Raw genomic sequence first — 23,326 nt, 5'->3', positions numbered from 1 at the left:
AACCTATCCTCTAAACAGGAATATTTTTCTCAAGCCCCTTGTTAGCCAAGAGCCAACCTTTTGATGCTTTTGTTTTCACCGCCAACCAGAGTGCAAATTTTGGAAACAAAGCCGGGAGGATGACAATGGACGCTCGCAAATAAGAAGGAACCAAAACTTCACCAGGATTTTTTCTGATAGCATAAACAATTGCATCGGCTACCTGCGAGGGTTCGATGATCGGGGTAAATAGGGAAGGTTTGACTCCATCGATCATTCTGGTATTGACCATTGTTGGGCAAACCCAGCTAACACCAATTTGTGTTTCGTAAAGTTCCATTTTCAGGGCTTGGGAAAAACCAACCATAGCATGTTTTGTTGCAGAATAAGTCACAGTTCCTTCGGTTCCAAATTTCCCAGCAATGCTTGCTAGATTGATGATGGCAGCTTCTTTTTGTTCTTTTAAGATGGGGAGAGAGAGATATACCAATTTCATAGGGCCAGCGACATTGATTTGGATGGCTTTATTCCAAACGGAAAAATCTTTTCCATCGTAAGGTCCACTCGGAGCAATTCCGGCATTATTGATTAGAATCTGGTACACAAGGTGTTTCTTTTTGATTTGTTTGATAAGAGATTCTATGTCCGATTCTTTAGAAAGGTCACAGGCAAAACCGTAGAATTTTCTTCCTAACGATTCCACTTTGGTTTGAATTTCTTTTAATAATGGCAACTTGATATCAACGCCGATGATATCATTTCCTTCTTTTGCTAACCGTTCTGCTGTTAAAGCACCGATTCCCATTCCACATCCAGTGATAAGTACTGTATTTCCCGATAGTTTCATATCCGAAATCTAGCGCTTTTTTTACTTTCGTCAATCCGAATCGAATGAGAAATAGACGCATGGAATATAGATTGTTAAAATCAGAACTTGGTCACAGGCTTTCTACTGTCACATCTACAAATGAGTGGATTCACGATGCCAAAATTCCCTTTGGTTCGTGGGTGATTGCCGATGAACAAACTGCCGGAAAAGGACGTGGGCAAAATGTTTGGCAATCGTTAGGCGAAGATCCACTGATTTTTTCTGGTAAAATCAGATTGTCGGCTGCAGAAATTTCCCTTCCCTTGTTATCGATTTTTGTATCTTCTGCAGTTTTAAAAACGATTTTTCATTTTTTTCCAGAACGGGAAGAGGACACTACAGTTAAGTGGCCTAATGATATCTATCGTAGAGATAAGAAAGTCGGAGGAATTTTAGTTCAATCAGAATTCACGAACGGAATTTTTGATGTGGTGATCGGAATTGGGCTTAATTTTTTCGGAAACGCCATCCCGGATGCATTGAAAGAAAAAGCCTCCTTTTTATCTGACGCAGCACTCGAGGAAGGAGTTTTAGAACGATTTGTTAACCAATTGGTTGTTGATCTAAACCAATCTGTGATTTCGTTGTTAGACCAAGGGCAAGTCCTTAAAGATTTAGTTTGGATTGAGGACCATTCCTTATTAAAACACAAAGTGATTGAAACCGAATGGCAATCCAGAATCGTTCGTGGTCGCGTTTTGGGAATTGATGAATTAGGATTCCTTCTCATCATGACCGAAACCGGCGAAAAGATTGAACTTATGGACACTTCACCAAAATTTCGGATTATATAAATGTCAGAATCACCATTATTATTAGTTATCGATGTGGGAAATACAAACACCGTATTTGGGGTGTTTCGTGAAGGAGAGGACACTCCTGACTTTCACAAAAGAACAGTAACAAGAAGAGACAGAACCTCTGATGAACTTGGGCTTTTTTTGAAAGGGTTTTTAACTCAGGAAAACGTAAAGGCCGATCGAGTAAAAACAGCCATCTATTCAAGTGTAGTTCCTTCATTGAATCCAATTGTAGAACGTATGTTGGAAGATTGGTTTAATGTAAATCCACTTCGTGTTCATTACCAAATGAAACTCAATTTTGGAATTAGTTATCCTCGTCCGTTCGAAATTGGTGCAGACCGGTTGGTCAATGCAGCCTACTGTGCCAAAACTTATCCAGGAAAGAAGGCCATCCTTGTTGACTTGGGAACTGCGACCACCTTTTGTGTGATCAATGAAAAACCAGAATATGTGGGTGGTGTGATTGCTCCAGGCCTTAAAATTTCCATGGATGCCTTAACTCGTAATACAGCCCAACTCCCCCCCATTGTATTCGGTTCACCCAAACGAGTCTTAGGCGAATCCACAGTGGAATCTATTCAGGCTGGGTTTTTCTTTGGTTGGATAGGTTTGTTAAAAGAAATTGTAAGGGCAATCAAGGAAGAACATCCAGGAGATTATGTAGTAGTCGGAACGGGGGGACTTGTCACCACCATCCATGCTTCGCATAACCAAGTGTTTGATGAAATTGATCCGATGATGACTTTGAAAGGTTTAAAAATATTAGCTGATTTAAATTCCTAATATTTTTTTACGATAGGCCTCACCCATAATTTCGTAGCCAATTTGATTGGGATGGATGGGGTCGGAAGTGGGATATAGTGGAACTTCATCTTTATACGATTCAAATAAAGATTCAATTTCAACATAATCTAGGTTAACTCTACTTTCTTTGAGTTGGCGAATGATTTGGTTATTAGTTCGAATGGTTTCCCGGATTGAAGCCATATTGGTTAAGGGAATTGTAGTGATCATCACCTTTGAGGATTGGGAAGATTCCAAAAAACTAATGAGTTCTATGGTCCTCGATTCAAATCCACTCGTTCCATAAACCATAGCATCATTGGTTCCTAGTTCCAATATCCAAAGATCGGTAGGAATCTCATTCAGACGATTTTTATTTTGTAACCAATCTTCCGTCGAATAACCAGCAATCGAAATATCTGTTACTTTAAATCCTGGGGTGAGTTTTGTTTTTAGCCCAAACCCATCCGACCATTGTCCTAAAGAATCTCCAACAATTGTGATTCGGCGATCCATTGACACTCCAGTTAGAAGAGATAGATATTGATTTGTTGGTTTATCTGAATGGTAACAACCAATTAACAAAAAGATAGAGAATACTAAGATGATGAAGGTTTTATCGGGAACCTTGATGTTCATTTTTTTGTATAAACAATGGTTTTATAGTGTAACCAATGATTGTTGGGAACAGGAATTTCCCATTCCTCTCTTTCCCAAGAAGATTTTTTTAAATAATCTTTTATGACATGATTGATTAATTGGTCATCGTAAAATACAAAACTGTCGCGTGACTTAATGGTTTGGATGTATGCTTCGGAAGGAATGTCCAACTCACCTGGGATAAATTCTAAAATATTCAAATCGGGACGGTTTTTTCGTAAGGTGAAATAAGGATCGGGAAGAGCTTGTAAATACACTGACTTAGAATTTGCCAAACTCATTTCTAAGTGTTGGAAATGTGATTCTAAAATTTGTTTTGAATCTGTTTTGTACCAGTGAATGTGATTTGTATAGAGTAAGGCAAAAAGAGATAATAAAATACCCACAAAAGTTAATTTCGAACTGAATGTTTTAGAATCGCATAACAAAGCCATTCCGAAAGCTAGCGGGAAAAGGATATGGAAAACATACCATCCTTCTGAAGAGGTATATAAAGAAATTAGAATGGATAAAATCCAAATCCAAAACAAAATCCATTTTTGATCTAGTTTTCGAGACTGTTTGAAGAGTTGATAGGAAATCAAAGTCAAAGCAGTGAGCTCTGTTAGGATGATAACCAATCGGAATTTTGGAAATCCGAAACCGAAGGAAAAAACTTTTACTTTGTCAATAAGAGTGAAAGTCTCGAGTAGGTTTCGTTTTCGTGTGAGTTGTGCACCAAATTGGATTTCAAACCAATCCCAATTCGGATGGATGTAATACAACCAACACAAAATCGGGAGAATCCCTCCAACGAAAAACCAAGGAAGGGATTTTAAGCCGAAATTTCTCCAAACCAAAAAAAGCGTTACGAGTCCAAAGGAAGCACCAATGGGATGAGATAAAAAAGAAAGTGAGAGTGTTACACCTGCTAAAAAAACATACCATTGTTTCGATTTGTCTTTGTTAGTTGCAAAAAGTAAACTTGCGATAAAGAAAAATGCAGTGAGCCCTTCCATCCTGGCAGCAGTTCCAAAACGAAAAAGAAGTGGTTCCCATAAGATGCTAGCTAATGCAATTTGGCTGGCAAATTCAGATAGAGATTCTCTTCTCAATAACCAATAAAAACCTACAGCAGTTGTATAAACAATGACTACATTTGCAATACGAACTGTTGTTAGTGTGTCGGGAAAAATAGATAAAGAAAGGCCGGAGAAAAGTAAATACAGTGGCGGCATCCAGAGGGTTTTGGATTCCATACCGGGGATGAGGCCATTCAAAACATCGGTTTGTAGATGGCCATTGGTAACAAAAGACAACGCAGGGGAAAAAAACAAAACTTCATCAGGCCAAACGACCGGGAAGATACCCAAGTTGATCCAGACCTGGAAGAAAAATAGTGCAGAGATAATGAAAAACGAGGCGTAAGCCACGCGCTTATTATTTGGAGAGGGAATTAACGGCTTCTTGTTCCGTCTCAAAGACTTCAAACAAGTCCAAAAGTTCCACCACATCGAACACCTTTTTGACTGGAGGTGTGATACAGCAAAGTTTTAGCTTTCTACCTTGTTTGTCTAACTCCCGAACCATCCCAACAAAGATGCGGATTCCAGAGGAGGAGATGTAAGAGATAAGCTCTAGGTTGATGATGATGTCGCCCTCGCCGTTTTGCACGTCATCGGCCAATTTGGCCTCCACTTCATCCGAATGGGTGATGTCCAAACGACCGTTAAGGTGAACGAGTGTGTGCTTTCCAATTTTTTTGGTCTTAATTTCCAAAGCGAGCCTACTTGGTGACTAGAATCTCCGAAAACACCAAAGGTTCAAGAAATTTCTAAGCTGCTTGGTTTTTGTTTCGATTAAAAAGTCGCGGATCTGTTCGTTCTTCGACCGGAATGTGCAATAATATTCTCTGTTTAGTAGAACGAGTGGATCTATGTCCCAAAAACTCTTGGATTTCCCAAACAGGAAAACCTTTTTTGAAAAGATCCAATGCAATCACATCACGAAGGAAGGGGATATGGATTTCTCTTGAGATAAGGTTACTTGCATTCTTCAGAATTTTTTGAATGGTTCTCGTCCGTAATTTTCCATAACGACCGGGAAATAGATAGTCGGTGGGTGAGAACTCGGATGAGTAACGATAAAGTTCCAATGCTAAGTTAGGTTCAATAAAGATTTTTCGTCTACGCAAACGACCACCGTTCTTTAATTTGAAAAGACTCCGTTCTGGATTGAAGTCTGATATTTTGAGATGGATAATTTCTGGGAGTGATAGACCTGTGCACACCAAAAACTTGATGATTAAGTAATGGAGGTAGTTTCGATCACGGAGTTTGAACAAAAGAGTTCGTACTTCGGATTGGTCAATCAAACGGTTGTCAAGTGTCATGACATCAACAGTCAGAACTTGTGGGAGGAGGGCTGGTAATTTCAAATTATTATTTAGCATATATTTTTCTCGCAGGAATGTAACAGTTATAACAATCTATGCAATCAAATTGTCACCAAACCGCAGTTTTGGATCTAAATTCGTAAGAAATAAATTTACTTGTTCATGTTTTTGCACCTTCCCATTTTCTGCTTGATTCATATTCTAAAAACGATCCTATCTTTGGGAGAAACGATAAAGGACAGAAACGAATGGACTCTTTGGAACTGAAAACGAATGACCCGGAACTGCAACTCACAAAGGAAGATTTACAAAAAGTTGAGGAACTAACAGGACAGATTAAACTCAATAATCCGAACGATGTTGTCTCTTACGGAGCCTCTGCACAAGCCAAGGTTTCTGAATTTGCTGACAAAGTTCTTTCCGAAATCAAAACAAAAGATTCGGGATATGCTGGTGAACTTTTAAATAACCTTTTGTTCAAAATCAAAGATTTGAATTTGGATAGTTTTGCGGGTGAAGGGAACACTTTGTCCAAAATTCCACTGATTGGAGGCCTTTTTGACGCATCCAGGAAATTCCTGGCCAAATTTGAAGACCTTCAATCCCAAATCGAAAAGATTGTGGAAGAATTACATACAGCGCGAACCAATCTTACAAAAGACATAACATTATTACAGGCGTTATATGAGAAGAACTTGGAATACTTTAAAGAAATCCAAGTGTACATTGCTGCTGGGGATCAAAAAGTTAAGGAGTTAAGAGACAAAATCCTACCTGAGATGTTGGCAAAAGCAAAAGCCCAAGGTGACACCTTGGCCTCTCAACAATACCAAGATATGATACAAATGGTGGATCGATTTGAGAAAAAAATCCACGATCTAAAACTCACTCGAATCCTCTCATTACAGACAGGACCGCAGATCCGCCTCATTCAAAATGGTAACCAAGTTCTTGTCGAAAAAATCCAAAGTTCCATACTAAACACAATTCCTCTTTGGAAAAATCAAATTGTAATCGCATTAGGTTTGTTACGCCAAAGAAAGGCACTGGAAGCACAAAAACAAGTTTCCAAAACAACTAATGACCTAATTCAGAAAAATGCTGAGATGTTGAAAACGGGAACTGTGGAAATTGCGAGAGAATCCGAAAAAGGAATCATTGAAATCGAAACATTAAAAAATGTAAATCAACAGTTGATTGAAACCATTACGGAAACTTTAAAAATCCAAGAAGATGGTCGTCAAAAACGAAAATCTGCAGAACAAGAAATGATTAAAATCGAATCAGAAATCAAACAAAAACTATTGGAATCAAAATAGCATGACCGAATTGCAATTGGAACAAAACCAAGAAGAAAAGAAATGGGCAAGGCGTGCCCATCTCTCTACAATCCTAACCTATCCAATGGCTTTATTGCCTTTCCCCTTTTTTATCTCTTCGCTTGGTGTTATGGTTTATCCATTTGTTATCTGGCTTTCGAGAAATAAATCTTCTTATTCCGCCAAACAATCGCTAGAGGCAATATATTTACAGGCTTTGTTATCTCTGGGGTTTTTTGGGTTTGGAGCTAAGTTTGGTGATGATCGGGTTTTACTTGTTTTCTCTTACGTACTTATGGCATTCCTTCATGTTATTTTTTTGGGAATTGCGATATACAGAACTACCATTGGAAAAGCCCACCATTATCCGTTTAGTTTTTTCCCTCTTCTTTTTTCATCCAGCCAAACCAAAGAGAACTGGAACGAACTAAAGAAAAAATTTGAAGATAAAGTCGAGTTTACGGAATACAAATCACAAATGGAACGTTTGGATGGATTTCGAGTATTGACAGAAAAAGAATCCAAATCGCTCACTGATCCAACACTCCAAGGATTGAGTACTGAATACTTACATTCCCTTTCTGATTTGCGTGTTCGACTGGCAGAAGACCCTTTGTCTTACCGAAAGGCAAAACAATTTTTGAATTACTTTCCTGAAACTGTATCTAAGATTTTGAGCCAATACAATAAGGTGAGTGCCGATGCGGGTTCTGCAGAGACCGAAAAAAGAAAAACTGAACTTAACTCTTTACTCAGTGAAGTGATCAAAACTACCGAACAAGTAAGAAATAAACTGAAAGCAGATGAAACCCTAAATTTAGATGTTGAGATCACCGCTATGAAGAAAAACATCGAATTTGGTGGTTATTGATGCAATCTGAGTTACTAGATAGGTCTTATCATTTTCTAAATTTCCTTCCAACAGTTTCCGACTTCTTAGTGCAAAAACACAAAGAATCGGGACTAAAGGTAGATGAAAAAGGTTTGTACAACCTAGTGACAGAAGCTGATCTAAAAGCCGAGTCCATGATTTTGGATGAGATCCAAAAAAATTATCCTGCTGACGGGATTCTTTCGGAAGAACGAGGAAAGATAGAAGGTAAGTCAGGTTACACTTGGGTAGTAGATCCTTTGGATGGAACTACAAACTACACTCATGGATTACCGTTATACGGCATTTCAGTGGGCGTTGTGGAAACTGATACTATGATCCCTCTTGTTGGAATGGTTTTTTTTCCAGAGTTGAATACCTATTATCATACAATCAAAGGTCAAGGTGCTTTTCGAGAAAAAACTCCCATCCAAGTTTCTAATACGAGCTCTCTTAAGGATTCTCTTTTTGTTACAGGATTTCCTTATGATCGGAATCTATCATTAGATACTCTTATGCAGTATTACAAATCCATTTTGCAAAAATCTCGTGGCATCCGTAGAACAGGAGCAGCAACTCTCGATTTATGTTGGTTAGCCGAAGGAAAGTTTGAAGGATACTACGAACTTGGGTTAAAACCTTGGGATATGGCAGCGGCTGGCCTCATTGTTCTAGAAGCCAAAGGAAAAATTACATCCATGGATGGTAATGACTTTTCTATTATGATTCCGAGTTTACTCGCAACCAATGGCCTTGTACATGAATACTTGTTAGCTGAATTTGAAGGGCAAATCAATCGAGTAGCATATTAACCATCTGGTTTAGTTTTTTTCGAATCACCTCTTTACTAAAATTTGCCAATACATATTCTCTGCCATTCTGACCCAACCGAGTGGCAATTTTTCGATTTTCCAATAAAAAATCCAAAGTTCTTTGGAAAGAAAGAGAATCTGAATAAAAGAGTCCACCTTGACTTCGTAAACAATGCCCTCGCATTACAGTGGATTTTGCATTCACGAGCACAGCTTTTTCTTGAATCCAGGCTTCCATTATTGAAATGGAAAAACTTTCAAAGGCAGATGGATTGAGTAAAAGGAAGGACTTTTGGATTTCAGAATTTTTTTCTTCTTCACTGACAAAACCAGTAAATGCAATCAAAGGATCCTTCGGCGTTTCCATGGAAGCGATCGAACCTAAACATTTGATGGTAACATCTGTTCTATGAGAAAATAATTTCCAAATCTGAAAAAATTCAAAAAGTTCCGGATAACCTTTTGCTGGTTCTATTCGGCCAATTGTAATTAGTTGATTTGAATGAGAGGGCACTGGTTTTGGATTTTTTAAAGTATCATTGACATAGGTTCCAATTAAAAAATAGAACTGGGCCTTTTGTTTTGTATAAGCCTCATAGACAGACATTTCTTCGGGCGCATTAAAACTGTATATATATCGGTTTGAATAAGTCTTTCGATACATAGGAAGCCGAAAAGGAGGTTCATCATGAAACGTTGGTACGATGACAAAGGGAATTTTTAATTTAGGAATGCTTGCTACAACAGGGTAATAAAGATATCCGATAAGGATGGTTATGTCGAAAGAATTTTGTTCATTAGCGACGTAATCTACCAAGTCAGGACAATAGGGTCCCTGTTCTTTCAAAAATTCAAATTGTTCTTTGTCTGAAACGGAATCACCCTTTTCTAAACACCGATTTAAGATGTGATTCATCTTACCTATATTTCTAGTTTGTTTAACCAGAAATCTAATGATACGAATTTGATTTTCTACACTATCACCTTTTGGAAATTCATTTTTCCAACTTACATAATCTTTAGCACAAGAAGTACAGACTGTAACATCATTGGATTCTGATAGAATCGATGCATAATCGTATGCTAATTTTTCGGCTCCGCCAGAAGCATGTTCCAGGAAACGTGCGGTGATAATAAGAATCTTTGCCATAATTACGGTTTGGCTACTTCAAGAAGTGGTAGGATACTTGTAGATTCTAAATATTCGTTTAATCTTAAATTTTGTGAATGAATTATGGAATTTCTCAGATCAGAATCTTTAAAAATAGAATCAACTAGGGGAACAAGAGATTCAAAATCTTTCGATTCAAAAAGGATTCCAGAGTGGTCCAATGTTTCTGGAACTGCCCCTGCTGCGAAGGCAATCACAGGAAGATGAAAATAAATGGCTTCCATAAGGGGAACGCAAAAACCTTCATGTTCACTCATGGAGAGGAATATGTTACTTTCCGAATAGATTTTTTTTAACATTCTTTCATCTACATAAGAAATGATTTTTACTTCTTCTGTTAAATCTAAATGATGAATCATAAAATTGAGTTCATCCATATAGGATTGTTGGTTTGGATTACAGAAACCCAACATTCGCATGGAAAATTGATTGCCCATTTTTGATTTCCATGTTCTTGCAAAACGAATCAAATCGTCCTGTCGTTTATTCGGCGCTATACGACCTACAAATAAAAAGGATGGCTGTGTAAGTGATTTTGATTTAGGATCTCTTGGAACATCTTTCCATTTTTGGAAGTTCAGGTGAAGCGGAAGTAATCGAACGTGTTTAAATCCTATTTCCTTTAACTCGGCTAAATTAAAATTGGAAACGGCAAAAGAATGATGAAAGTGATCCTTGATAATTTCTAAATCTTCCCGACCTTTTCGTAATAAATAAGAAAATTTTAGATCATACCCAGAAAAAAAATCTTCAGGCGTAACATTATGATAAATAAGAATTTTTCTATTTGGAAACTTTAAAACAAAATTTAGAACTTCACTGTGGATAGAATGATGATATACCAACACATCATTTGGTTTGATATTTGCTTTGGTAAGTTTTTCTGCATATTTTCGATCATAGGAGAAAATATTCTCCGCAAATATTTTTCCAGGGTATCCCTCTTTGGAAAGTAATCGCTTAATCTCCAACATTTCTTGAGAAATGGCATCACCTAATTGGAATCCTGCGGAAAACTGATGTATATTCATTGAATACCGGAATTGAGAATGTTTGAAACTACTTCTTGAAATGGGAATTGGTTATAGGATTCCAATACTTTGTATTGTCCGGAAATCAAGGAAGTTCGTTTTTCTATCTGAAATAAATTATCTTTCATTTGTTTTACAACGGAAGGATAATCTTTTGTTTTGAAAAGGAATCCTGCCCCTTTCATAGTTCCAGGAATGGCTCCGGCAGCATAAGCAAAAACTGGAATCCCCGAACCAAAAGCCTCCAAAATGGGCAGACAAAATCCTTCGTGTTCGCTCATGGAAACAAATGCACCCGTTTCCTTTAAAATAGAGAGTACTTCTGGATCCGTTTTTCCTGTAAGAAATTCAACTTTTCCATCCAATTTGAATTTCCGTACTGTTTCTGTTAGCTTATCAAAGTAACCATCGAAAGCACCAATGACAGATCCAATACATAAACATTTAGCATCTGGAAATTCTTGAATCCAGTATGAGAATAATTCAATTAAATCTTCCCATTTTTTTTGAGGAGAATAACGTCCGACAAATACCAAAGAATGATTTCGATATACTGGTTCCGTTTTAGAAACAATATCATAAGATTTACAAATCGGAATGATATATGGGTTTCTGAATTGATATTCTGAGATGGTTTGTAAATTAAACTCTGAGTCACACCAAATGGAATCAGAAATGATTGCTAAAGTAGCAATCTCCAGATAGGAAAGAGATTCAAACTTTTCCATTGCAGAGTAAATATCGGGAGTGGTTGTATCTTTATAAAAGATAGCGGGTGTTATATTATGAAACCTTACTATCTTTTTCCCTGGTAAATTTAGAAACAAACTATAAGGATAACCTGCTCCACCATAGTGTAGAATATGAATGTCATCAGCTGTAGTTGGATACTGGAAATTATTTGTGAGATGGAACTGGCTATTTAAAGATTTACCTTTTCTTGGCAATCTAGTGATGAAATGTGATTTGTAACCTAGCGAATTAAAAACTTCAGCAAGTCCAATGGCATCGTTACCTACACCATCCGAATCTTTTAGCTCATCTAAATGTTGAAAAACATTCATGTATCAATTTTTTGTATATCTGAATACTTTTGTGTCTTCTGTTGCAGAAAGATCTCGAACTTGTTTAAAACCCAGAGTTTCTAAATAGTTTGGTAACTTGTCTAAGTTAATCTCTGAAGCTTGTAGATCGCTGAATGGACGATTAGAATCGTTGGGTTTGACCAATACGGAAAAATAGAAATGATTTCCGTTGGGGAGCGAATTTGAAATTTCAGCGAATATTTTTTCGATCCAAAATGAAGGAAATCGGTTTAGTGGTAAGTAAACTAAAATATCTGGAGAATTTTTAAGGATTCGTTTTAACGGAAATAATTTAGTTTCTAATTGGATAGTAGCTGTAATTTTATTTTGGATGAATCGGAATTCGTTTTCATCCGAAGTAATACATTGAAATGGAATTTTCATTATAGAAAGTTGTTTTAGGATGTCCCCCCACTCAGGAAACAATACTGCAATTTCCTTTGTTATAGATATATCTTCTAAAGCAACTTTCCAGGCCGGATTAGAACCTGCATCGATAAAGTAAGAATTTGCCGCCCAACCAAAGTTAGGCAATGCATTTGAAGAAGTTTGTAATAAGTGATCTCGATAAAAACCATCAAATCTGTTTTCAATTTGTTCTATTCTTTTTCCCAGACGGACGAGTTCATGTAATACAGAAAAAAAGGCACGAATTCTATTTTCAGAAAGTTTTTTATCGATTAGTCCGTAAACGGATATTAGGCGAGTGAGGATATATTTGATCGGGCCTTTGATAAACCAAAACTTGGGATTTGAAAACTTGGGACTGGAAATCCCTTTTTCGAAGAGATGTGCTGTTCCTGCAGGATCAAATTTTCTAAATCCTTGTGGGGATTCTGGTTTGTAACTTAACTTTGTGAGTTCCAACCAATTTGCAACCTGGGAAGGATCCAGAGGAATCTTCGATTCGATTTCCTGCATTAGTTCCGATACGTTTAACTGCGGGTCGCGGACTTCGACAAAGGGGGATGGATTGAATTTCTTTTTGTCTTCCACAGTTTTCTTTCTTTTCTTGAGAGGATTTGGAAAATTGGAAGAATGGCAACTAAATCTTAGGGCCGAATCGGAATTTTCCCTTTTCTATGAAAAAAAAACAAACTTTAGTCACCGGGGCCAGCGGATTTGTAGGAAGTTATCTACTTCCAGCTCTTGAATTGCAAGGCGAGTCCAAAATCCATTGTTTTGAAGGTGACATTCGCGACCGAAACACGGTGGTGAATCAGTTAAAAGAAATTCAGCCGGATATCCTGATCCATTTGGCAGCTCAAGCCTTTGTTCCTATTGCCATAGAAAATCCATGGGAAACAGAAGAAATCAATGTGGGTGGGACCTTAAATTTATTGGAGTCTTTACATCGGTTACAAAGGCCGTGCAAAATGTTGTACATTTCTTCAGCAGATGTGTATGGAAAACAAAACCTCTCATTCCTTCCTTTAAAAGAATCCTTTTTACCAAATCCAGTAAATCCTTATGCCGGTAGTAAGTTAGCAGCAGAGTCCTATTGCCGACAGTATGCTCATTATAGCCCATTTGTATCTGTTGTGATTGCTCGGCCCTTCAATCATATTGGGATTGGACAACGTAAAGAGTTTGTCATTCCTAATTTCTGTTCCCAAATCATCGAAGCCAAACATTCCGGAAAGTCAACCATTGCAGTTGGGGACTTAGAACCGACGAGAGATTTTTCACATGTAGAGGATATCATTAGCGGTTATCTAACTTTAATTGAAAAGGGTGAGTCTGGTGAAATTTATAATATCTGTTCCGGGGAAGAGCGAAGTATTCGTTATATGGTAGAAGAGTTAGTCAAATTTTCTGGTCATGATATAAAATTTGAAGTGGATGTTGGACGCGTTAGAGCATCCGAAACATCCAAGGTGTATGGAGATAATTCTAAATTAAAAGCGCTAGGTTGGAAAAACAAACATAGCTTAAGCGAAACACTTTTTCAGATTTATAATCACTTAGAGTCAGAATTTTTAAAATCTAAACAAACAGATTGAACTTCTTTCCATGTTTTATCAGATACAATTTTTCTGATAGAGCCTTTTTTGTCCGACTGAATCAAAGTTTTAAGTGCCCTCATTCGTTCCTCTGTAGCAGGATGTGTACTTAAAAAATCAGTGAGTGATTTTGTTACCACTTCTTCGTCTTTGGCATTGGCGTTCGCTGGTTTGTCTTCGGATTCCAAAGTTTCTTTTTCTAATTCTTGCATCCGTTGAAAGAAGGTGAGAAGTCCAGAAGTCGAAAGATTTTGGTTCTTTAAATATTCGATGGATGTGATGTCAGCTTCCGTTTCAAAATCTCTAGAAAATTTTAGAACAAGAATTGTGGATCCAAGTTCGGTAAACGTCTCCAGAAATTCCATATTTCCTAGGCCTGGACCAACTAACAAACTGATAGCAAGTGATGTTCCTCCTGCCTTTACTAAATTTCTCATGTGGTGTCTTTTTTCCACGTGGGCAATTTCGTGTGCTAAAACTCCTATAACTTCCTCTTGCGATTTGGCATCGTTTAGCAATCCGGAAAAAAAATAAATCTTTCCGTTCGAGAGTGCAAAGGCATTCGGAATAGTGGATCCAATCACAGAGACTTTGAATTGGTGTGGGCTACCTTGGGGCACAATTTTTTTTAGTGCTTCCGCAAAGAATCTATCTGTTGCTTTGGTATTACATTCTTCAAATTGTGCATCCATTTTGAGTTGAACAGATTCACCGAGTGATTTGTCCATAGAAACCGGGATTAAATTGGTAACCAATTCCAATCCTTTAAAATAAAAAAAACCAATTACGGAAACGATCAAAATGGAAAGAATTCCCAACACAAGGGGGTTCATTTCTCGAATAGAATAAAAAAAAGCATGTGCATGGCTTTGAGATTTTTTTGTCTGTATCCAAAGGGATTCTAATTGTTTTGCGTCCTCTTTGGAACAAATAATTTCCAAAACAGGGCTTTCTTTCACTTCGTCAGGTCTTAATACCAGCTTACAACCTTTATGCGTCAAAGTAAATTCAGCAAATTGAGATACACTGAGTTTATGTGCAGTATCTGCGGAAGAAAAATCGATGACTTGCCCGTGGATCAGTACGGTCCCTTCTTCGGGGACCGCTGATACTCCGTCAAAATATCGGGATGTAAATGTTTGGTTTTGAAACAATGTTTATGATAGGAAGGCTTCTAAAGTTTCCGCAAGTGCTTCCAAACCTTCCGCGGTAGCATTCGCTGTTGCATCTGGTTGCGCTGAAATGGTAGAGAAATCAACCTCTGCCTCCAAACTAACTGACTCAATAAAAAGTTTGGTCAATCGGACAACAGCCCAAGCAAATCCAATTCCTAAAGTAAATAGGATGATCAAATAAGCGATGAGAAAATTAACAAAAATCTTCCCACCAGTGATATCAGATCGGAATTTTTTGCCTTGGAAACTGGTTCTGTTCCAAATGTAATTTTGGATATCTGCCAAAAACCAAGAATAGTAGATTCCGAGAGTTACGATGCTCAGAAGAAATCCTTTTAAATAGAGGAAAAAGATTTCCTTACCTTCCGCAGAGAATCCAAAATTTGTATTTCCGTATCTTGTTTTACTCTGTATATATGCTTCTTTTTCTGCAAAAAACCAAGGGTAATAAATTCCTAGTGTAATGATTGTTAGTAGGATGCCTTTTCCATAAATTTTTGCTACCTCTAAAATCTTTCCATCGAAACCAAAACGAAGGTTGCGGTAACCTGTACGTGAAGTAAGATATTTTCTGCCACCAACCACGATGATAGGAACCAATGCCAGAACCACTCCTAATGTCAGGAGATACCCTACAATCATTCCGAAGTAAGGGATAGGAATGTAAGCAAGGATGGTTTGAATGATATAGATACCAATATATAATACTATGAAAATACCTAAAGCCTTGAGGAAGCCGATGAAGCGCTCTTTTCCTGTTCCGTGGAAGGAGAAACGTTCTCCTGCCCATTCTAAATTTTCTGCCATAAACTTTTGCACATTGGTTCTGGCCCAAAAGCTATAGATCCCCAAAGTTACTACGGTAAGAAACATGTTCTTCAATAAAAGGATGAAGAGCTGCCCTCCCGTGGCATGGTATTGTAGTCTTGTATTGTTCATTGATGTCCCCAAAGGATGATTAGTGGGGAGATTATAAAAGGTTTTATAAATGGGTAAAGAAAAATATTTCCTATCCATAAGAAATACAAATCGTACAATTGAATCTGATTTATAACTTTTTTAGGAATTGCCGAACTTGCTTGCCTTTAACCATGTCTACCTGTACAGAATGCGGACTATTTTGTTTACTTTCTTGTTCTTTCTGGTCTTTGCATCAGAAAGGATGGCTGACTCTAGACAAGAACTACCTCCGACTCTCGGAGATTTAAAGGGTCAAGATAAGTCAGTGCGCCAACCTCCGGATCGTAAGGACAAAAAGGGATGTTGTAAAATTAAATATCCGGCCGGTGGATATGATTTCTTTCTTGCGACCGAAGAAGATTGTCGCGCTAGTTTATACTTTGACAGATTTTTAGGAGAGAATAATACTCTATGCTTTCGGTGGGAAGGGGAATAGAATTTGTTGATTTTATGGGCGTTCGAGAACAAGTTTTACAAACACTAGTCAAAATTTTTCCCTCCTATGATGCTTCTCTTGCCATTGCGGGTGGTGGCTGTAAGGCCTTTTATGCCTTAGGTGTTGGGAAAACCCTTCGCGAATGGGGAGTCCGTTTTACAGAAGTTTCTGGCGTATCCGCAGGCGCCGCTATGGCACTTTGTATCCTTTCCCAAACAGAAGAAGAATCCGTAGAATACTTTGAAGAAATCACAAAACGCAATTCGCGTAACTTTCATTTTTCGAATTTTCTTCGGGGAGAATCCACCTTTCCTCACGAAGATATGTACCGCAGAACCATCCGTTTTGGAATGAAGTTCGATAAGGTTTTGGAATCTGGTGCCAAAATTTGGATTCACTCGGTGAAGGCTCATCCTAAGGAAGATTCCCTAAAGAACAAGTTTCGTTTGGCCAGACTAATCTCCGAAACGGGTCGGGCATTTATTATGGACGATAGAGACCGGTCGGATGGGATCCCTGCGAACCGGACTGCTGAGATGATCAAAAAATGGAATATGGTAGATGTGGATTTTACAGAGAAAGACTTTGTGAATTCAGAAACGATAGAACAATTCATCATGAACTCATCATCCATTCCTCCGATCGTAGACTTTCAATCTGTAGGGAATGAATATTATTTGGATGGTGGGTTGACCAATAATATGATGATTGAAACTTTTTCGCCTAACGCAAAAATCATTGGAATCCACTATGAACCAAATACGATAGTGGGAAAAGACCCAGAATTATTGGCAAAATCTTATTTGATCACTCCATCTAAACCTTTACCAATTACTTCTTTTGATTATACTAATCCCAAAGGAGTCAGGGAAACTTTTGAATTAGGAAAAGCGGATGCTTTGGCACAAAAAACGGCAATCCTCGATTATTTAAGATAGGACTGCAGGACCTCTAAACCTTTCCGCAAAGTTTCTTCCTCGGAAATTAGGCTTACTATTAATATACAGCGGTTATGCGAAAATCCATACCAAGACCCCGGATGTACAAACACATTTGTTTTTGATAAAATTTCCAAAACTAGATCTTCATCTTTTCTTTCCAAATCTATTTCAAATAAAAAATACCATCCTGCTTCTACTGCGGATTTGTTTTTGATTTTTGGGTTTCCCTCTGAAAAGAAATGACACTCCGCTAGGTTTCGCATAATTCTTGTTCGAATACGGTTTTGAATCATTGTTTTCCAAGGGATAAGTTCAGGAGTCGCAAGTTGGACTGGAGAGTTGACAGAAAGGTAAGTGTCGGCAATGAATCCTAAATTTTTCTGGATTTCTGATCGGTAGAGTTCTGGGCTTTGGTTCAGGATCCAACCTAGTTTGAGCTGGGGAAGGGCTAACATTTTAGAAAATCCATTGCAGACCAATAATGGGAAGTTAGGCGAATCAGGAATCTCGTGGGGATCCCCGGAAAATTCATACCCTACAAAAACTTCATCTAATAGGATTGGAATTTGGATTCCCAGTGTCTCCCATTCCTTCCAAAATCTACCGGTGGTTCTAGAACCAGTTGGATTTGCGGGACTGACCAACACAATTAGTTTGGTTTTTGTACTTACACAATTGGCAATGGTTTCCGCAGAATAAATCCACTTCCCAGTTTTTGGATCTTCCTTTAATGGGTAGTGGACTTCTTTTAGATTTTCAAGGCCAATTAAGAAACTAAATAACGGATAACCAGGGTTTGGTGTTAATATCTCATCACCTGGATTTGTGAATAGTTTAAAAATATAAGAATAGGCTTCTGAAGTACTGGCTGTTAGAACCAAATCCGATATTTTGGTTTGGATTCCCCTGTTTGTATATTCGGAAACAATCACTGATCTCGTGGATTCTAATCCTTCGGCAATTGGATCATACTGACAGAGGTCCAAACTGGAAAGTATATGGGACAGAGCTCCCGGGGGGAATTCCAATCCTAGTTTTGTAGGATTGGAAATGGTGAGATCCAAAATTGTTTTTCCTGACTTTTCCAGGTTTTGTTTTGTTTGGTAGTTTTTATTTTCTGAATTCAAATCACCTAACAACTGAAAACGATTGGAAAAAGAAAAAGGGAAATCGGCCAAATCATCCTGCTTGGTGTAAATATTTAGCAATCAAACGAACGAGAAACCTGGGAGAAAATCGAACCGACTGTGCTAAAAGGAAATTAAAGAATCCCGTAATTTTTACGACCTTTTTTCCAAACAGTGCATCGAGTCCAATATCCACCACATCTTGCGATTTCATAATCAGAAAAGATGACTTTACTAGATTGATTTTAGTCATATTGGCTCTTTCAAAAAATTCCGTTTGTGTTGGCCCTGGGCAAACGCATGTGACAGTAACGCCGTAATCTCGAACTTCTTCGGCAAGTCCTTCACTTAAGGAAAGAACATAAGCTTTTGAGGCATAGTAACTTGACATCAGCGGTCCCGGTTGGAAGGCAGCAGTGGAGGCAACGTTTAAGATATAACCGTCTTTAGCTGCCACCATATCTTGCAAAAAGAAATGGCAAAGTTCTGAAAGAGTAGTGACATTCAGTTGGATCAATTCTGCTTCTTTCTCAAAGGAATTTTTATGAAATTCACCGTTAATACCAAAACCTGCATTGTTCACCAAACAGTGGATGTTTAGTTTTAGTTTTTTCACCGCTTTGTATAAAACTTCTGCCGATTTGGGTTTGGCCAAGTCTTGGGCGATAACGACACTTTGTAATCCGTATTTGGTTTTGATTTCTGTGGCAAGAGACTTCAATCGATCGGCACTTCTTGCAACCAAAACGGGAGTATAACCCTTTTTAGCCAAAGTCAGAGCAAAATCTTTTCCGAGTCCTGTGGAAGCACCAGTAATTAGAGCATATTTCATTAGGGAAATTTATTACTGAATGCAAAAGTTGGCAATTCGAAACTAAATAGTTTTGGAAATTTTGAACGCTTGGTCAATATTAGTTTTATGAGCCAACCTCTTAGCCATCCGCTTCATACCATCCAAAAAGAAAGAGCCATCATCTTCATCCTTGCGGCCCTCCAATTTTTACACATCCTGGACTTTGTCATCATGATGCCACTTGGACCTGTATTTATGGACAGTTTCAAAATCAATTCTGCTGCCTTTGGACTTCTCGTTTCTTCCTATTCCATCAGTGCTGGTGTTTTTGGACTGATCGGCGCTTTGTTTTTAGATTCTTATGACCGTAAAATGAGTCTTCTTGTATTGTTTTTTGGATTTTCTTTCGGGACATTGTTATGTGCTTTTGCTCCCAACTATGGATTTTTACTTTTTGCAAGGGTCGTTGCCGGTGGATTCGGGGGAATGATTGGGGCAACGGTTTTATCCATCATTGGAGATATCATTCCAGTATTTAGAAGGGGAACTGCGACAGGTGTTGTGATGAGTTCTTTCTCGGTCGCATCAGTTTTTGGAGTTCCTATTGGGCTTTCTTTAGCAAATAAATATGGATGGCACTTCCCATTTTTGTCTTTGGCAATTGCAGGTTTTTTAATTCTGCCGATTGGTTACAAAGTATTACCATCAATTCGTTACCATTTGGATTCGGATGTTCATCCAAAGCAGTCCCAACTCAAATCATTAAAACAAGTGCTTTCCAAAAAAGATCATATGGCCCCATTCCTTTTTATGGTTTTTTTGATGTTTGGCGGATTTACCGTCATTCCCTTTTTAAGTCCATTTTTAGTATCTAACGTTGGTTTAGCGATAAGCGATCTGCCTTATATTTATTTATTCGGGGGTTTGTTTACATTTTTTACCAGTTGGATCATCGGAAAACTTTCCGACAGGTATGGAAAACTAAAAATTTACCAAATCATTTCCATTCTGGCAGTGATTCCTATTGTAGTGGTTGTGACTTTGACAAAAACTTCATTACCCGTCGTTCTTATCGTCACTACCTGTTTTATGATTTTGGTTTCGGGGCGAATGGTTCCTGCCTTTGCTATGATCACATCTGCTGTAGAGCCAAGAATTCGGGGAAGTTTTATGTCTGTGAATTCGGCTATCCAACAGATTTCTTCGGGAGCGGCGTCTTACGTTGCTGGACTCATTTTGGTCCAAAACGCAGATAACCAACTGGTAAATTATGAATTGGTTGGAATGATTTCTGTATTTTGTATGTTGTTTAGTGTTTATCTTGCTAAAAAAATAAAAATCGCAGGATAGTTTTAAAAATATGTAGAATAAACTAGCGAAGGTTAGTTTATTCTACAATTCTAATTTTCCAGTTTCAAGAAAATCGAGAATCATAGTTTTTTGAGATATAGTGATCATCTTTTTTTCGAGCAGTTGGTTGAGAATTTCAGAGGCAATTCCAATTTCCATTCCAGCCATCTCAGAAAAAATAAATTGAAAGTTTTTATCAATTCTATGTTCTCCAATGTAGTTTGTGAGTTTTTCACTCATTTCTAGAATCAGTTGTTGCCTTTCAATGAGTCCTTCCATTGTGGAAAGAATGATCGAAACTTCTGGATCATCCACAAACAATTGCATTATATGTTCGTAGATTTTTGGGGACTGTAATGGTAATTCGTAGATGGAATCACCTAAAGCATTGTATAATGACTTTTCTTCTTCAAAATCCAGACCAGTGTATTTGTTAAGGTTTGATACAATTTCTGATGGCAATATCACTATAAACTGACATGCATACTCTGGTTCTTTCAAGTAACGAACAAAATACTGAATTAGATCGCAAATGCGTAAATAACTAACAAATGTCCAATACTTGAAACTTCGTATATCAAACATGTGTTTAATGGATTTTTCTCTTTTGATAGAGTCTCTGATATTCATGTAATTTTCAAAATCACATTTGAAAAGATAACTCAAAGTATGGTTGGAAAAAGACTCAATAATTTCTCGAACGAGTGTAGGTTCCCCAATATAAAGAAAATAGGAGATTAATTCTAAATTGTCTTTAGAAGTCCAAAGGAACTTTTCCAAAGTTTTTGCTGGAATTTGGGAAAATGCAGAGAACCCAATTCTAAATGTAACCTTATCCTGTAAAAATGCCTCTAGTTTGTTTTTCGCAATACAATCTTCATCTATGTCTTGTTTAGCGAATGAATGCCTGCAGCTAGGAGGGCAGGCTTCATATAAGGATGTACCGAGGAAACATTTTGGCATGGATTATTGTACTAATTCTCCACAGTCTCTCATTTCTGGAGCGTAAGGATTTTTTACTTCTCTACCTGTCATTAACCAAAATTTATCAACCATAGGACAGTAAAATCGATTGTACTTAGTTTGGTTTGGCACTTCTGTTTTGATTTGGATCAATATTGCCTGGATTTTAGAAATTTTTTCATAACTAGTTTCTAAATCAGTTCCAGTTTTTGGAATGAGCGGGCGCAAAGAATCAGCCCAAGCCTTTAATTTAGGATGCCCACTCGCTCCTAATGCATCAAGAGATTCCGAAAAAACTTTCCAATTTGGTTTGGGATTGTCTTTTAGATACTCTTCGAGAAGGATTTGGTTCTCTGATAGGAGTTTTGCCGCTAGGTTTTCATGGGCAGTTTCAAAAGGAACGACCTCTTCCTTGCAAGAAAGGGCGAAAATGGCTAAAACGATGAGTGAAATCCGAAATACATTCATATTTTGATTCTTTTTTCCTGAGTTGGAATTGGAATTCAAATTTTAGTTTCGAGTTTGTTAGAGGGAAATTGCTTTTTTCTCGACAAAGCCGGTTTTTCAAGCATGATGACAGAAAAGTTCACGAAGGTGTAATTCCATTATGATTATTGTAGAAGGCATTGGCCACGTCAGTATCCCCGTCTCCCAACTCGACACCTCTATCGATTTTTACCGGGACATTTTTGACTTCGAAGTGGAGACAAAGAAGGCTACTGAGGCAATTCTTTCTCTGGATTCCTTCCGGATACGATTGGTTGTCGCAGAAGTTTCAGACAGATCTCTGCCAACCTTAAGTTTTGTGATGGATGTGGATGATTTCACAGAAGCCATCAGCGAACTGGAAGAAAAGAACGTTAAGATCATCAAAGGGCCAGAAGGAACTGATTCTGGAGAGTGTCTTACGTTTGCAGATCCAAGCCAAAATTTAATAGAGATCTTTTACTCAAATTAAAACCCGCTAATATCTTTAGAAACCTATTTAATTTCCTCTTGGTGTCGTCCGTTTGGACAATCCAGGAGGATGGAAAGGGTTCTCTCCTCCTCCTATTTCACAAAAAGTCATCCTACACTTTAGTTGTGTATGCGAAGAAATTAAGTCTTTCTAAAGTACTAAACTACAAGTCGCAGAGTTGGCAGTAATATAGAATTGCGTTGCAACTCCGGCGGGAAAGGGAATGGTTGGGTCGTTCTGTAACACATAGTCAGTCGCCTGACAGGACCGATTGAAAACTCTCACGGTAACGGCACTTTGACATCCTATGATTAGATTCCTAGATGCTATTAAGGTATCTGTGTGGAATGCTTTAGTTTCAATAGCACCAAATTCAACTGACAAACTCTGGCCTTGTTTTAATTCAATCTCTGATCCATACTGTTTGTTTGTGATCGCATAGCAGTCGATAAAGTATTCTGTACCAGCACAGTTAACACCTTCTTTCGAGTTAGGCAAACAAACGCCACCTGCTTTTGATACAGTAATAAATCCAGAAAAAGCACCATCGGGAACTCGCGTATGTAATTCCGTTCCCAGATTTGCATTGATGGTCGCGACAATATCATTAAATCGAACCACTGGATCGACTCCGAAATTTTCGCCTTTGATCACAACCTCAGTTGCAGAGTAAATTGCATTTAGGTTGTTTTGGGTTGGAGTTCCAATTTGCGGAGTTACAGAAGACACAACTGGAGGAGAACTTAAGAGTGCTACAAGAGGGTCTTCCTGTGACGAGGACTTGCAGGAAAAACTGTTTCCAAGTACTAGTGAGAATCCGATTGTGTATAAAATCCTTCTCATGACGGCTGCTTCCATTATCGG

At 38.0% G+C, this 23,326-nt stretch carries 26 protein-coding genes; 10 read left to right on the top strand and 16 right to left on the bottom strand.

Translation table 11 applies throughout. From position 1 onward, the window contains the following. Nucleotides 1-10: 10 nt before the first annotated feature. Complete coding sequence (locus LEP1GSC199_RS00720) at nucleotides 11-826, bottom strand: SDR family NAD(P)-dependent oxidoreductase (RefSeq protein ID WP_002976030.1); 816 nt, start codon at nucleotides 824-826, stop codon at nucleotides 11-13. Nucleotides 827-885: 59 nt separating this feature from the next. Between LEP1GSC199_RS00720 and LEP1GSC199_RS00715 the strand changes: the two genes are divergently transcribed. Next, the gene (locus LEP1GSC199_RS00715; RefSeq protein WP_002976006.1) at nucleotides 886-1,641 is read left to right on the top strand and encodes a biotin--[acetyl-CoA-carboxylase] ligase; all 756 of its coding nucleotides are present in this window, start codon (nucleotides 886-888) and stop codon (nucleotides 1,639-1,641) included. Then, nucleotides 1,642-2,433, top strand: coding sequence for a type III pantothenate kinase (locus LEP1GSC199_RS00710; protein ID WP_002972444.1), 792 nt, complete (start codon nucleotides 1,642-1,644; stop codon nucleotides 2,431-2,433). Here the strand turns inward: LEP1GSC199_RS00710 and LEP1GSC199_RS00705 are convergent. Genes LEP1GSC199_RS00705 through LEP1GSC199_RS00690 form a run of 4 tightly spaced genes read right to left on the bottom strand, consistent with a single transcriptional unit; the run spans nucleotide 2,422 to nucleotide 5,524 of the window. Next, nucleotides 2,422-3,072 carry an SGNH/GDSL hydrolase family protein gene (locus LEP1GSC199_RS00705; protein WP_002976082.1) on the bottom strand — a complete coding sequence of 217 codons (651 nt, stop codon included), beginning with the start codon at nucleotides 3,070-3,072 and terminating at the stop codon, nucleotides 2,422-2,424. The genes LEP1GSC199_RS00710 and LEP1GSC199_RS00705 overlap by 12 nt on opposite strands. Next, on the bottom strand, nucleotides 3,069-4,505 hold the full coding sequence (locus LEP1GSC199_RS00700) for an ArnT family glycosyltransferase (protein WP_039925675.1): 1,437 nt from the start codon (nucleotides 4,503-4,505) through the stop codon (nucleotides 3,069-3,071). Before LEP1GSC199_RS00700 ends, LEP1GSC199_RS00705 begins: the two co-directional genes overlap by 4 nt. A 7-nt stretch (nucleotides 4,506-4,512) precedes the next feature. Next, nucleotides 4,513-4,851: an STAS domain-containing protein gene (locus LEP1GSC199_RS00695; protein ID WP_002975971.1), complete on the bottom strand. Its 339-nt coding sequence runs from the start codon at nucleotides 4,849-4,851 to the stop codon at nucleotides 4,513-4,515. A gap of 55 nt (nucleotides 4,852-4,906) precedes the next feature. Further along, complete coding sequence (locus LEP1GSC199_RS00690; RefSeq protein ID WP_002976024.1) at nucleotides 4,907-5,524, bottom strand: tyrosine-type recombinase/integrase; 618 nt, start codon at nucleotides 5,522-5,524, stop codon at nucleotides 4,907-4,909. Nucleotides 5,525-5,715: 191 nt separating this feature from the next. On the opposite strand from LEP1GSC199_RS00690, the gene LEP1GSC199_RS00685 reads away from it, so the two are divergent. From LEP1GSC199_RS00685 to LEP1GSC199_RS00675, 3 genes are read left to right on the top strand one after another with little or no spacing between them, the layout of a single operon-like run. Next, nucleotides 5,716-6,786 carry a toxic anion resistance protein gene (locus tag LEP1GSC199_RS00685; RefSeq protein ID WP_002976016.1) on the top strand — a complete coding sequence of 357 codons (1,071 nt, stop codon included), beginning with the start codon at nucleotides 5,716-5,718 and terminating at the stop codon, nucleotides 6,784-6,786. Nucleotide 6,787: 1 nt separating this feature from the next. Beyond that, complete coding sequence (locus LEP1GSC199_RS00680; RefSeq protein WP_002976102.1) at nucleotides 6,788-7,657, top strand: DUF4870 domain-containing protein; 870 nt, start codon at nucleotides 6,788-6,790, stop codon at nucleotides 7,655-7,657. Further along, a complete protein-coding gene (locus LEP1GSC199_RS00675; protein ID WP_002976014.1) occupies nucleotides 7,657-8,469 on the top strand; it encodes an inositol monophosphatase family protein in 813 nt (270 codons plus the stop codon). Before LEP1GSC199_RS00680 ends, LEP1GSC199_RS00675 begins: the two co-directional genes overlap by 1 nt. Here the strand turns inward: LEP1GSC199_RS00675 and LEP1GSC199_RS00670 are convergent. From LEP1GSC199_RS00670 to LEP1GSC199_RS00655, 4 genes are read right to left on the bottom strand one after another with little or no spacing between them, the layout of a single operon-like run. Next, complete coding sequence (locus tag LEP1GSC199_RS00670; RefSeq protein ID WP_002976039.1) at nucleotides 8,450-9,619, bottom strand: glycosyltransferase family 4 protein; 1,170 nt, start codon at nucleotides 9,617-9,619, stop codon at nucleotides 8,450-8,452. The two genes, LEP1GSC199_RS00675 and LEP1GSC199_RS00670, sit on opposite strands and share 20 nt — an antisense overlap. A 2-nt stretch (nucleotides 9,620-9,621) precedes the next feature. Next, on the bottom strand, nucleotides 9,622-10,671 hold the full coding sequence (locus LEP1GSC199_RS00665; RefSeq protein ID WP_002975976.1) for a glycosyltransferase family 4 protein: 1,050 nt from the start codon (nucleotides 10,669-10,671) through the stop codon (nucleotides 9,622-9,624). Then, nucleotides 10,668-11,735 (bottom strand): glycosyltransferase family 4 protein, encoded by a 1,068-nt coding sequence (locus LEP1GSC199_RS00660; RefSeq protein ID WP_002976157.1) that lies wholly within the window; start codon nucleotides 11,733-11,735, stop codon nucleotides 10,668-10,670. The genes LEP1GSC199_RS00665 and LEP1GSC199_RS00660 overlap by 4 nt, the downstream gene beginning before the upstream one ends. A 3-nt stretch (nucleotides 11,736-11,738) precedes the next feature. After that, the gene (locus tag LEP1GSC199_RS00655) at nucleotides 11,739-12,752 is read right to left on the bottom strand and encodes an LIC_10202 family protein (protein ID WP_002976055.1); all 1,014 of its coding nucleotides are present in this window, start codon (nucleotides 12,750-12,752) and stop codon (nucleotides 11,739-11,741) included. Between the two features lie 86 nt (nucleotides 12,753-12,838). Here LEP1GSC199_RS00655 and LEP1GSC199_RS00650 point away from each other — a divergent pair, with 86 nt between their 5' ends. After that, nucleotides 12,839-13,759, top strand: a complete 921-nt coding sequence (locus LEP1GSC199_RS00650; RefSeq protein WP_002976093.1) for a GDP-mannose 4,6-dehydratase — start codon at nucleotides 12,839-12,841, stop codon at nucleotides 13,757-13,759. Here LEP1GSC199_RS00650 and LEP1GSC199_RS00645 read toward each other — a convergent pair. Both LEP1GSC199_RS00645 and LEP1GSC199_RS00640 read right to left on the bottom strand, forming a co-directional pair. Further along, entirely contained in the window at nucleotides 13,717-14,913 is a 1,197-nt protein-coding gene (locus LEP1GSC199_RS00645) for a M48 family metallopeptidase (RefSeq protein WP_002976160.1), read from the bottom strand. The genes LEP1GSC199_RS00650 and LEP1GSC199_RS00645 overlap by 43 nt on opposite strands. Nucleotides 14,914-14,916: 3 nt before the next feature. Next, nucleotides 14,917-15,873 (bottom strand): YjgN family protein, encoded by a 957-nt coding sequence (locus LEP1GSC199_RS00640; RefSeq protein ID WP_085988077.1) that lies wholly within the window; start codon nucleotides 15,871-15,873, stop codon nucleotides 14,917-14,919. A gap of 223 nt (nucleotides 15,874-16,096) precedes the next feature. On the opposite strand from LEP1GSC199_RS00640, the gene LEP1GSC199_RS00635 reads away from it, so the two are divergent. Together LEP1GSC199_RS00635 and LEP1GSC199_RS00630 are read left to right on the top strand one after the other, a co-directional pair. Continuing rightward, nucleotides 16,097-16,330: an LIC_11321 family protein gene (locus LEP1GSC199_RS00635; protein WP_002976149.1), complete on the top strand. Its 234-nt coding sequence runs from the start codon at nucleotides 16,097-16,099 to the stop codon at nucleotides 16,328-16,330. Further along, a complete protein-coding gene (locus LEP1GSC199_RS00630; RefSeq protein WP_002976036.1) occupies nucleotides 16,306-17,268 on the top strand; it encodes a patatin-like phospholipase family protein in 963 nt (320 codons plus the stop codon). Before LEP1GSC199_RS00635 ends, LEP1GSC199_RS00630 begins: the two co-directional genes overlap by 25 nt. Here the strand turns inward: LEP1GSC199_RS00630 and LEP1GSC199_RS00625 are convergent. Continuing rightward, nucleotides 17,256-18,449, bottom strand: coding sequence for a pyridoxal phosphate-dependent aminotransferase (locus LEP1GSC199_RS00625; protein ID WP_002976048.1), 1,194 nt, complete (start codon nucleotides 18,447-18,449; stop codon nucleotides 17,256-17,258). The two genes, LEP1GSC199_RS00630 and LEP1GSC199_RS00625, sit on opposite strands and share 13 nt — an antisense overlap. Nucleotide 18,450: 1 nt before the next feature. Next, on the bottom strand, nucleotides 18,451-19,230 hold the full coding sequence (locus LEP1GSC199_RS00620; RefSeq protein WP_002976095.1) for an SDR family NAD(P)-dependent oxidoreductase: 780 nt from the start codon (nucleotides 19,228-19,230) through the stop codon (nucleotides 18,451-18,453). A gap of 87 nt (nucleotides 19,231-19,317) precedes the next feature. Here LEP1GSC199_RS00620 and LEP1GSC199_RS00615 point away from each other — a divergent pair, with 87 nt between their 5' ends. Next, a complete protein-coding gene (locus tag LEP1GSC199_RS00615; RefSeq protein ID WP_039925672.1) occupies nucleotides 19,318-20,541 on the top strand; it encodes an MFS transporter in 1,224 nt (407 codons plus the stop codon). A 42-nt stretch (nucleotides 20,542-20,583) separates the two neighbouring features. Here LEP1GSC199_RS00615 and LEP1GSC199_RS00610 read toward each other — a convergent pair whose 3' ends face one another. Beyond that, complete coding sequence (locus LEP1GSC199_RS00610; protein ID WP_002976120.1) at nucleotides 20,584-21,504, bottom strand: hypothetical protein; 921 nt, start codon at nucleotides 21,502-21,504, stop codon at nucleotides 20,584-20,586. Nucleotides 21,505-21,507: 3 nt separating this feature from the next. Beyond that, nucleotides 21,508-22,011 (bottom strand): DUF3347 domain-containing protein, encoded by a 504-nt coding sequence (locus LEP1GSC199_RS00605; protein WP_002976090.1) that lies wholly within the window; start codon nucleotides 22,009-22,011, stop codon nucleotides 21,508-21,510. A gap of 100 nt (nucleotides 22,012-22,111) precedes the next feature. On the opposite strand from LEP1GSC199_RS00605, the gene LEP1GSC199_RS00600 reads away from it, so the two are divergent. Continuing rightward, nucleotides 22,112-22,462 (top strand): VOC family protein, encoded by a 351-nt coding sequence (locus tag LEP1GSC199_RS00600; protein WP_002976138.1) that lies wholly within the window; start codon nucleotides 22,112-22,114, stop codon nucleotides 22,460-22,462. A 150-nt stretch (nucleotides 22,463-22,612) separates the two neighbouring features. Here LEP1GSC199_RS00600 and LEP1GSC199_RS00595 read toward each other — a convergent pair whose 3' ends face one another. Continuing rightward, nucleotides 22,613-23,305 (bottom strand): LIC10067 family putative lipoprotein, encoded by a 693-nt coding sequence (locus LEP1GSC199_RS00595; RefSeq protein ID WP_039925719.1) that lies wholly within the window; start codon nucleotides 23,303-23,305, stop codon nucleotides 22,613-22,615. Nucleotides 23,306-23,326 lie beyond the last annotated feature (21 nt).

Origin of the sequence: Leptospira vanthielii serovar Holland str. Waz Holland = ATCC 700522, from assembly GCF_000332455.1 — a bacterium.
GTDB lineage: Bacteria > Spirochaetota > Leptospiria > Leptospirales > Leptospiraceae > Leptospira_A > Leptospira_A vanthielii.
Note: the sequence above shows the minus strand (reverse complement) of the source record. Positions and strands in the feature narration are given on the sequence as shown.

What these genes read in the sequence shown, in the direction of transcription:
- LEP1GSC199_RS00600 (WP_002976138.1), top strand. Translation starts at nt 22,112, where the DNA reads ATGATTATTGTAGAAGGCATTGGCCACGTCAGTATCCCCGTCTCCCAA.
- LEP1GSC199_RS00720 (WP_002976030.1), bottom strand. Translation starts at nt 826, where the DNA reads ATGAAACTATCGGGAAATACAGTACTTATCACTGGATGTGGAATGGGA.
- LEP1GSC199_RS00685 (WP_002976016.1), top strand. Translation starts at nt 5,716, where the DNA reads ATGGACTCTTTGGAACTGAAAACGAATGACCCGGAACTGCAACTCACA.
- LEP1GSC199_RS00675 (WP_002976014.1), top strand. Translation starts at nt 7,657, where the DNA reads ATGCAATCTGAGTTACTAGATAGGTCTTATCATTTTCTAAATTTCCTT.
- LEP1GSC199_RS00710 (WP_002972444.1), top strand. Translation starts at nt 1,642, where the DNA reads ATGTCAGAATCACCATTATTATTAGTTATCGATGTGGGAAATACAAAC.
- LEP1GSC199_RS00640 (WP_085988077.1), bottom strand. Translation starts at nt 15,873, where the DNA reads ATGAACAATACAAGACTACAATACCATGCCACGGGAGGGCAGCTCTTC.
- LEP1GSC199_RS00650 (WP_002976093.1), top strand. Translation starts at nt 12,839, where the DNA reads ATGAAAAAAAAACAAACTTTAGTCACCGGGGCCAGCGGATTTGTAGGA.
- LEP1GSC199_RS00680 (WP_002976102.1), top strand. Translation starts at nt 6,788, where the DNA reads ATGACCGAATTGCAATTGGAACAAAACCAAGAAGAAAAGAAATGGGCA.
- LEP1GSC199_RS00690 (WP_002976024.1), bottom strand. Translation starts at nt 5,524, where the DNA reads ATGCTAAATAATAATTTGAAATTACCAGCCCTCCTCCCACAAGTTCTG.
- LEP1GSC199_RS00670 (WP_002976039.1), bottom strand. Translation starts at nt 9,619, where the DNA reads ATGGCAAAGATTCTTATTATCACCGCACGTTTCCTGGAACATGCTTCT.
- LEP1GSC199_RS00660 (WP_002976157.1), bottom strand. Translation starts at nt 11,735, where the DNA reads ATGAATGTTTTTCAACATTTAGATGAGCTAAAAGATTCGGATGGTGTA.
- LEP1GSC199_RS00620 (WP_002976095.1), bottom strand. Translation starts at nt 19,230, where the DNA reads ATGAAATATGCTCTAATTACTGGTGCTTCCACAGGACTCGGAAAAGAT.
- LEP1GSC199_RS00595 (WP_039925719.1), bottom strand. Translation starts at nt 23,305, where the DNA reads ATGAGAAGGATTTTATACACAATCGGATTCTCACTAGTACTTGGAAAC.
- LEP1GSC199_RS00705 (WP_002976082.1), bottom strand. Translation starts at nt 3,072, where the DNA reads ATGAACATCAAGGTTCCCGATAAAACCTTCATCATCTTAGTATTCTCT.
- LEP1GSC199_RS00715 (WP_002976006.1), top strand. Translation starts at nt 886, where the DNA reads ATGGAATATAGATTGTTAAAATCAGAACTTGGTCACAGGCTTTCTACT.
- LEP1GSC199_RS00635 (WP_002976149.1), top strand. Translation starts at nt 16,097, where the DNA reads ATGGCTGACTCTAGACAAGAACTACCTCCGACTCTCGGAGATTTAAAG.
- LEP1GSC199_RS00610 (WP_002976120.1), bottom strand. Translation starts at nt 21,504, where the DNA reads ATGCCAAAATGTTTCCTCGGTACATCCTTATATGAAGCCTGCCCTCCT.
- LEP1GSC199_RS00630 (WP_002976036.1), top strand. Translation starts at nt 16,306, where the DNA reads ATGCTTTCGGTGGGAAGGGGAATAGAATTTGTTGATTTTATGGGCGTT.
- LEP1GSC199_RS00615 (WP_039925672.1), top strand. Translation starts at nt 19,318, where the DNA reads ATGAGCCAACCTCTTAGCCATCCGCTTCATACCATCCAAAAAGAAAGA.
- LEP1GSC199_RS00665 (WP_002975976.1), bottom strand. Translation starts at nt 10,671, where the DNA reads ATGAATATACATCAGTTTTCCGCAGGATTCCAATTAGGTGATGCCATT.